The sequence below is a fragment of the Xenorhabdus beddingii genome (genome assembly GCF_002127545.1).
Lineage (GTDB): Bacteria > Pseudomonadota > Gammaproteobacteria > Enterobacterales > Enterobacteriaceae > Xenorhabdus > Xenorhabdus beddingii.
In genome coordinates, this window is sequence record NZ_MUBK01000208.1 from 1 (window position 1) to 202 (window position 202).

The following is a 202-nucleotide window of genomic DNA, read 5'->3' on the forward strand; positions in this document are numbered from 1 at the left end:
GATTGTTAAAGAGCACATACTGCTAAACCCACTGTCACCAGTTCGTTTAGCACTATCTTGCGGCACCGGCTTTCACCCAGGGCCTGAGCAGAATGGCGTCCCCTAGGGGATTCGAACCCCTGTTACCGCCGTGAAAGGGCGGTGTCCTAGGCCTCTAGACGAAGGGGACATCAGGTCTTCTTCGCAGACGCGCTGCTCATGT

Annotated in this window: 1 tRNA gene; it reads right to left on the reverse strand. The window is 55.9% G+C overall.

Annotated features, from left to right (window positions below):
- Nucleotides 1-93: 93 nt before the first annotated feature.
- A tRNA-Glu gene (locus Xbed_RS19285) sits at nt 94-169 on the reverse strand.
- Nucleotides 170-202: the final 33 nt, after the last annotated feature.